The 6,587-nt window shown below is 42.2% G+C and carries 7 protein-coding genes; all 7 read right to left on the reverse strand.

What is annotated here, in order from left to right:
* Positions 1-10 precede the first annotated feature (10 nt).
* The gene (gene rpsA, locus JOC95_RS06925; RefSeq protein ID WP_204414645.1) at positions 11-1,153 is read right to left on the reverse strand and encodes a 30S ribosomal protein S1; all 1,143 of its coding nucleotides are present in this window, start codon (positions 1,151-1,153) and stop codon (positions 11-13) included.
* Positions 1,154-1,444: 291 nt separating this feature from the next.
* The gene (locus JOC95_RS06930) at positions 1,445-2,026 is read right to left on the reverse strand and encodes a lysophospholipid acyltransferase family protein (protein ID WP_204414646.1); all 582 of its coding nucleotides are present in this window, start codon (positions 2,024-2,026) and stop codon (positions 1,445-1,447) included.
* On the reverse strand, positions 2,023-2,715 hold the full coding sequence (gene cmk, locus JOC95_RS06935) for a (d)CMP kinase (RefSeq protein WP_204414647.1): 693 nt from the start codon (positions 2,713-2,715) through the stop codon (positions 2,023-2,025). The genes JOC95_RS06930 and cmk overlap by 4 nt, the downstream gene beginning before the upstream one ends.
* 157 nt (positions 2,716-2,872) lie before the next feature.
* Complete coding sequence (locus tag JOC95_RS06940) at positions 2,873-3,055, reverse strand: YpfB family protein (protein ID WP_204414648.1); 183 nt, start codon at positions 3,053-3,055, stop codon at positions 2,873-2,875.
* 66 nt (positions 3,056-3,121) lie between these two features.
* The gene (locus JOC95_RS06945) at positions 3,122-3,772 is read right to left on the reverse strand and encodes a flagellar brake protein (RefSeq protein ID WP_204414656.1); all 651 of its coding nucleotides are present in this window, start codon (positions 3,770-3,772) and stop codon (positions 3,122-3,124) included.
* Between the two features lie 122 nt (positions 3,773-3,894).
* Positions 3,895-5,235, reverse strand: coding sequence for a germination protein YpeB (gene ypeB, locus JOC95_RS06950; protein WP_204414658.1), 1,341 nt, complete (start codon positions 5,233-5,235; stop codon positions 3,895-3,897).
* 15 nt (positions 5,236-5,250) lie between these two features.
* Complete coding sequence (locus JOC95_RS06955) at positions 5,251-6,276, reverse strand: cell wall hydrolase (RefSeq protein ID WP_239582769.1); 1,026 nt, start codon at positions 6,274-6,276, stop codon at positions 5,251-5,253.
* Between the last annotated feature and the right edge of the window lie 311 nt (positions 6,277-6,587).

Consider the following 6,587-nt stretch of genomic DNA (forward strand, 5'->3'; position numbering starts at 1 on the left):
CCTAATAAGATTATTTTTTAAGTTTCTTCAATTTGTCGCCGATCATTTCCCCTAGCTGGAAACCGCCGGACTCTTCAGAATGGCTATATTGACTATAGTCCTCTTGTGGTTCTGGCTCTTCCAATTCACGGATGCTTAAAGAAATGCGCTGTTCATTCTCATTGATGTCCAATACCTTCACCTGGACTTTTTCCCCTTCGGAAAGTACTTCATGAGGAGTCCCGATGTGTTTGTTGGAGATTTGGGAAATATGAACCAACCCTTCCACTCCAGGAAGGACCTCAACGAAGGCACCGAATGAAACGAGGCGCTTTACAACACCTTCTGTGATGCTGCCTGCAGAAAGCTTCTCAGAAACCATACTCCATGGTCCAGGTAATGTTTCTTTGATGGAAAGGGAGATTCTTTCATTGTCACGATCGACGGAAAGCACCTTCACCTGCACTTTTTGCCCTTCGGTAACCACTTCGGATGGCTTTGTCACATGCTCATAGGATAGCTGGGAAATATGGACAAGGCCGTCCACTCCACCGATATCTACAAATGCACCAAAATCGGTGATCCGTTGTACAGTTCCTTCTAGCACTTGGCCAGTTTCGATGGAATCAAGCACTTGATGCTTTTTATTCTTCATTTCCTCTTCCACAACGGCTCTGTGGGAAAGGATCACTCGATTTTTTTCCTTTTCCAATTCAACCACTTTGAAAGTAAGTGTTCTGCCTTTATAATCGGCAAAATCATCAACAAAATGGTTTTCAACCAATGAAGCGGGAACAAAACCGCGAACACCCAGGTCCACGACAAGACCGCCTTTTACTACGTCCTTGATTTCCGCTTCGAATACCTCTTTGGATTCAAACTTCTTTTGAAGGTCCTCCCACGCCAGATCAGCGTCCACCGCTTTTTTGGAAAGAACCAAAAGCTCATCCTCCACTTTGGTAACTTTAAGCTGAAGCTCTTGTCCTTCTGCCACAACATCCGTTGCCTTTTCTACATGAAGGCTTGACAGTTCACTGATTGGGATGATTCCATCAAGCTTGCTTCCTTCTATAGAAACCAGAACCTGCTTTTCTTCCACTTTCGTTACAGTTCCTGTCACTTTGGAACCCACTTCTAAATTTTTCACTTCTACTTGATTCATGTCTTCTACCATATTATTACCTCCTCTATACAAACCAACTATTCCATTATTTATGTAAGTAACGGTAGCCGTTACGTATATATGAATAGCGACCGGACAAACGTCCAGGCACTATCATATGCACTTAACCAAAGATGCATGTTTCGTGTAATAATCCTTAGATGGATGATGCACCATCTAAACAGACAGAGTGAAGCTTTGATGAAAAAAATAGCTAAATATATGCAAAATTCATCAAATATTTTAACTTCTTTCTATTAACTTCTAATAAATAGGACATTTTGTCAAGTCAAAACTCTTAAACTATTTATTTTTTTCTAATAGTTCCTTGATGGAATTCATGATAATCAGGGTTGCTTCTTCCGCTGACACTTTCTCCTTGCGATATTCGGCAAAATCGATCGGCTTCCCATAAACAACCTTCAACGGCTGAAATGCTTTATATGGTCCGATGATGGCACACGGGACTACCACCGCATCCGTCCTTAGAGCAAAAAAGCCCGCGCCTGCCAATCCCTTTTGGAGTTCACCTGTTTTGCTTCTTGTACCTTCAGGAAAAAGTCCCAGAAGATTTCCTTCCTTCAAAACCTTGATCGCGGTTCGCAGTGCTTCACGATCACTCATTCCCCTTTTTACTGGAAATGCGTGCAATTTCGGTAAAATAGTCTTGAGTACCGGTACATGGAATACCTCTTCCTTAGCCATAAAATGAACTGTCCTTGGTGAGGTAATACCCACAACCGGTGGATCAAGGTTATCAATATGATTGGAGCATAGAAGGACCGGTCCTTCTTTTGGGATATTCTCTTCGCCTATCACATTAATTCGGTATAAGGGCTTTAATATGACACTTACGATAAATTTAGCAAATGAATAGAAAGTCATGCAAGATTGATCCTTTCGGTTTCTTTGACGATTTCCATGATTTTGTCAACCACTTGTACGATGGATAGGGACGTTGTATCTATTTCTTTTGCATCATCCGCTTTGACTAAAGGAGCGAACTCCCTTTCTGAATCCAGCTTATCACGACGTGCAATCTCTTCTTTCAATTTATCCAAATCGGAATCAAAACCTTTTGCGAGATTCTCTGCATGTCTTCTTTTTGCCCGCTCATCCACTGATGCCAGCAAGAATACCTTGACTTCGGCATGTGGCAATACATGTGTACCGATGTCCCGTCCGTCCATCACAACCCCGCCTCTTTGGGCAAGTATGCGCTGACGTTCCACCATCTCTTCTCTGACAGATTTATGTTTTGCAACAATGGAAACAGAATTTGTCACATTATGTGTACGTATCTCCTCTGTTACATTTTCGTCATTAATGAATACATGTTGTTGTTTTCCGGCTGCAGCACGAAGATCGATATCCATCTTTCCAACTAGTCTTTGAAGGGCATCTTCATCCTCAAGGTCTATATCATGACGAAGAGCCTCAAATGTTACTGCTCGGTACATGGCACCTGTATCGATATAAATGTATCCCAATTTGTCCGCTACAATTTTTGCCACAGTGCTTTTACCCGCCGCGGCAGGTCCGTCGATTGCTACTGATAAATGATGATTGTTCATAATTCCTCCTGCTAACGAACAATGTTTAAGTAAGGGGCATCTGTGAGATCCCTGTCTTCCATGTTCGTATGTACTGATCTTTTTTCTGCCTTACTAATGAAAAAAGCAGGTTTCCCCTGCAGATTTCAAACGTAAATCCTTCATTATTTTATCATAATCATCTATTTTGGTCGAATGTTTCTATATGCTCCATGATCTCCATTCCATCTACCCCTTCATACTGGACGACCTTCGTTAAAAAGGGGGAAACCTCCGTATAAAGGATCAAGCTTTGTGCAACCACAAGACAGCATAGTTGAATGATTAGGAGCTTGACGATAATGCCTTCAAATCTTTTCATTTCATTCACCACTTTTTCACAGGCGTTTCTACTTATTATGCGTGAAATTTGTGGTAAATATTCTCATCAATGTGTTTTTCTCTTAAGCAGCTGCTGTTCAAAACAATATTTGATGATTACTTGCCTTTCATGTTCCTTGATTTGATCGAACTGCAGCGAAGCTCGCTTTCTTCCATTTTTACCATCCACAATCCTGATTACCTTGCTTTTTAATTTCAGATAATATATTTCCCCATTATTTAGATGGATGGCAAAGTTAGTCTGTATGGTTCCTGTTTTAGGAATTCGCTCTTCCTTAGGCAACAGTATGGAACTCCCGCCTGCGCTTATATCGTGTGTAACAGTAGTGAATGGTTGAAACTCGACAGAATCGGGATGTACAGCAACATCTACACTGCTTTCGACACGGACATACTCTCTTCTCTGTATTTTGATTAATTGCTCGTGACCAGGATAGGAAAGCTGTATCATCGGGATGGATTGCTTGATCCTCCCCATGACTTCACTGTCAAAATGATAGGCAAGCCCCTCATCGGTAACAAACGAGACGTTCAACTGAGTGCCATTCAATATGTATGTCGTTTTTCCATTCTTGATATGTACTGGATAGTCCACGTAAAATTCGTTATCCATCACTTCTTGAACTTTACACCGGTACCTTTCCGCTCCTTCATCATTTTGCATATGAAGGGTTAGTATTACCCCTGTCTTCAACAAAAAATTGCCCCCTGACTTTCGTGCTTGTCTCTCTATTTCCAAGCTCCCTAGTTACTTTAATTAAACCATGTAAACAAAAAAAGGAAAAGCCAAATTTTAGCTTTTCCTAAATCATTTTCCAATTATAAATCATACAATTCTTCTGCATTTTTCAGTTTTTCCACTTTTTCTTCCCTGCCGTTCTCTGCATTGATGAAGATCTGATAAGTATCCTCATTTATGGTTCCAAGAAATTCATAGCAAAGAACTTCTTCACCGGTATCATTGGTGATGACTGCCAAGCGATCTTCCATGATCATGACGTTGTCATTGATCTTGGCTGTCGCTTCTTCATATGAAATACCCGGTTTTGGTATTTCACGCAAATGATGTGCCATCAGATAATCCTTTGCCGAAAACCCTACGATTTCCCCTGTTTCAAGACTTACCTTCATTTTGATGGCATCAGGATAGATTCGCACCCCGTCCAGATTTGAGACAAAAGTGAAAACACCCAATTTATTGTATTCTACGCTCTCATAGAGATCCAAGCTTTCATACTTATTCTGCTTCAGGAAATTACGTGCTTTTTCCGTCGCTTCGTTCAAACTGATATTTTTCTTCTTCGCTTCCATGTTTTGTACGATGTAAATTGGAGTTCCGCCTTTTTTGGCAATATCCATGTACGTATCAACCTGGTTTTTATCGACAATCTTCAAACTGTAGAACCCTACCTTGGATCCCTCACCATTTTCAGTTATCGTGATCTTCTCATTTCCTTCAAGCTCCAGGTAACGGTCTGCAACCTGCTTTGCTTCCTCTTTCGTGATCGTCTTACCGGAAAGTCTGCTATAGTCTTCGTCCTTTTTGTTCATCGATGTAAATGTAGGCCCGAAATCCGCTTCTTCGTAGCCTTCCACATTCTTTTCCACCGTTTTGAATCCATCGATGATCCCATTATCCTGAGGCTGGTCTTTGGCTGATAAGGCAAGCTCTACATCCATCCAGCGCAAGTTTTGATTCATGACCATGCTCTGCACTTTTCTCAATTCTGATTTAATTTCACCTGATTTTTGATAAAGTGTCTGCAAGGAAGCAAATTCATCTTTTGATAAAGGATTCTTATCAAGATCACGTATCGCAACTTGATACGTGTAATCCCCAATGTTAGTCAGGAACTCTTCAGTCTTGTTGAATGGAAGCAACGTCAATGGCAGCTGTCCTACATCATTCTGAGCTTCCGATGTTATTCTCCAAACCTCTGCAAAGGATGGGGACAATTGTTCCTTGGAACTCATGGCGAGCGTGGTTCCAATTTTGTCATGCAATAGGTCTACATGGTATACAAGGTCATGAAAGGCACGTTGATAGTTATTTTCCGCATTGATGAGGACTGCGTTTTTTTCCTGATGTTCCTGATAACCCCAATACCCTGTTCCTGCAACTGCAATGGCTAAAACAGCGATAATGATAAGTCTCAACATAATTTTCCACCCTCTTTATTCACAGAAAATGTGTTTTCCGATCCTTTTAATTTGCGGACGCCCCCAAATCCAGCCGCTGGTTGCGGTATCCGGATTGAAGTAATAGGTTGCACCCTCTGTAGGGTCCGTTCCGTTAATGGCATCGATAACTGCCCTTTTGGCTGTTTCATTCGGAGTCAACCAGATCTGGCCATCTGCAACGGCAGTAAATGCAAGCGGCTCAAAAATCACACCCGAAACTGTATTTGGAAAAGTCGGGCTGTTTATTCTGTTCAAAATAACCGCAGCAACCGCAATCTGCCCTTCATAAGGCTCTCCTCGCGCTTCACCGTAAACAGCATTAGCCATCAGTTGAATATCGTTCTCTGAATATCCTCCAGGCATATTCGTTGCAGTCTGCTTTTCTTCTTCAGGCTGTTCTTCTGGAGCAGGTTTAGCAGGCGTCTGCTTCTCTGATGCTGGCTTTGCTGGCTGTTTTTCGGGAGAAGGCTTTGCTGGCTCCTTCCCTGGAGCTGGTTTAGCTGGGGCCTGTTGTTGTGGAGCAGGCTTTCCAGGCTCTTTTTGTGGTGCTGGCTTACCCGGCTCCTTTTGAGGGGCAGGCTTTTGATATTGCGTCTTTTCCTGCTTCCACTTTGCAGCAGCCCCCTGCTTTGCTTTTTCCATCGTTGCTGCAGAAGGTTCCACCTGATATTTCAATTCCATGCCGCCGTAATGAGTAAATCTTTTTCCACTGTTAATCTGTTGATGCACCCAATCCTTATGGAACTTGGTCGCTCTTTGAAGCATTTCCTTTGTTTTAGGACCTACCAGCCCATCAACATCATCCAACCCGAATTCTTGTTGGAAGTTTTTAACCGCCCAGTATGTAGTCCAGCCATAAACTCCATCAATCTTGGCTTGGTAATAGCCGTTGTATTGAAGGCGCGCTTGCAGCTCGACCACATCATTCCCGGTTGCACCCTTTTGAATGACCTGCTCGGAAAAGGCACTTACTTGGGGCTGATTTATCGAAAATAGCATAAAGGTGCTGATAAGAAACATACATGAAATTATTAGTAACCGCTTCACCTTACATTTCCTCCTTTGTCTTCTTTAAACAATTGTTAGAAGTATTTTCTGTAGATGTTGGCATTTTATACAGAATCCACCCAACAAAAGACATATACCAAAAAATGGAGTGATAATCCTATAAACACCGCTGTTGACTCCGCACTAGGCTACGCTTTCCGCGGGGCGTTTGTGGAGCCTCCTCGGCTAAGAAGTGCACCCCTTTTGTTGGACACACACCTAACAATAGGAGGTGTACTTCAGTTGACTAAATTTACACGAGAAGTAAAACATCAAGCTGTACA

The sequence above is a fragment of the Sutcliffiella tianshenii genome, from assembly GCF_016908565.1.
Lineage (GTDB): Bacteria > Bacillota > Bacilli > Bacillales > Bacillaceae_I > Sutcliffiella_A > Sutcliffiella_A tianshenii.

What these genes read in the sequence shown, in the direction of transcription:
- cmk (WP_204414647.1), bottom strand. Translation starts at nt 2,715, where the DNA reads ATGAACAATCATCATTTATCAGTAGCAATCGACGGACCTGCCGCGGCG.
- JOC95_RS06940 (WP_204414648.1), bottom strand. Translation starts at nt 3,055, where the DNA reads ATGAAAAGATTTGAAGGCATTATCGTCAAGCTCCTAATCATTCAACTA.
- ypeB (WP_204414658.1), bottom strand. Translation starts at nt 5,235, where the DNA reads ATGTTGAGACTTATCATTATCGCTGTTTTAGCCATTGCAGTTGCAGGA.
- JOC95_RS06930 (WP_204414646.1), bottom strand. Translation starts at nt 2,026, where the DNA reads ATGACTTTCTATTCATTTGCTAAATTTATCGTAAGTGTCATATTAAAG.
- JOC95_RS06955 (WP_239582769.1), bottom strand. Translation starts at nt 6,276, where the DNA reads ATGTTTCTTATCAGCACCTTTATGCTATTTTCGATAAATCAGCCCCAA.
- rpsA (WP_204414645.1), bottom strand. Translation starts at nt 1,153, where the DNA reads ATGGTAGAAGACATGAATCAAGTAGAAGTGAAAAATTTAGAAGTGGGT.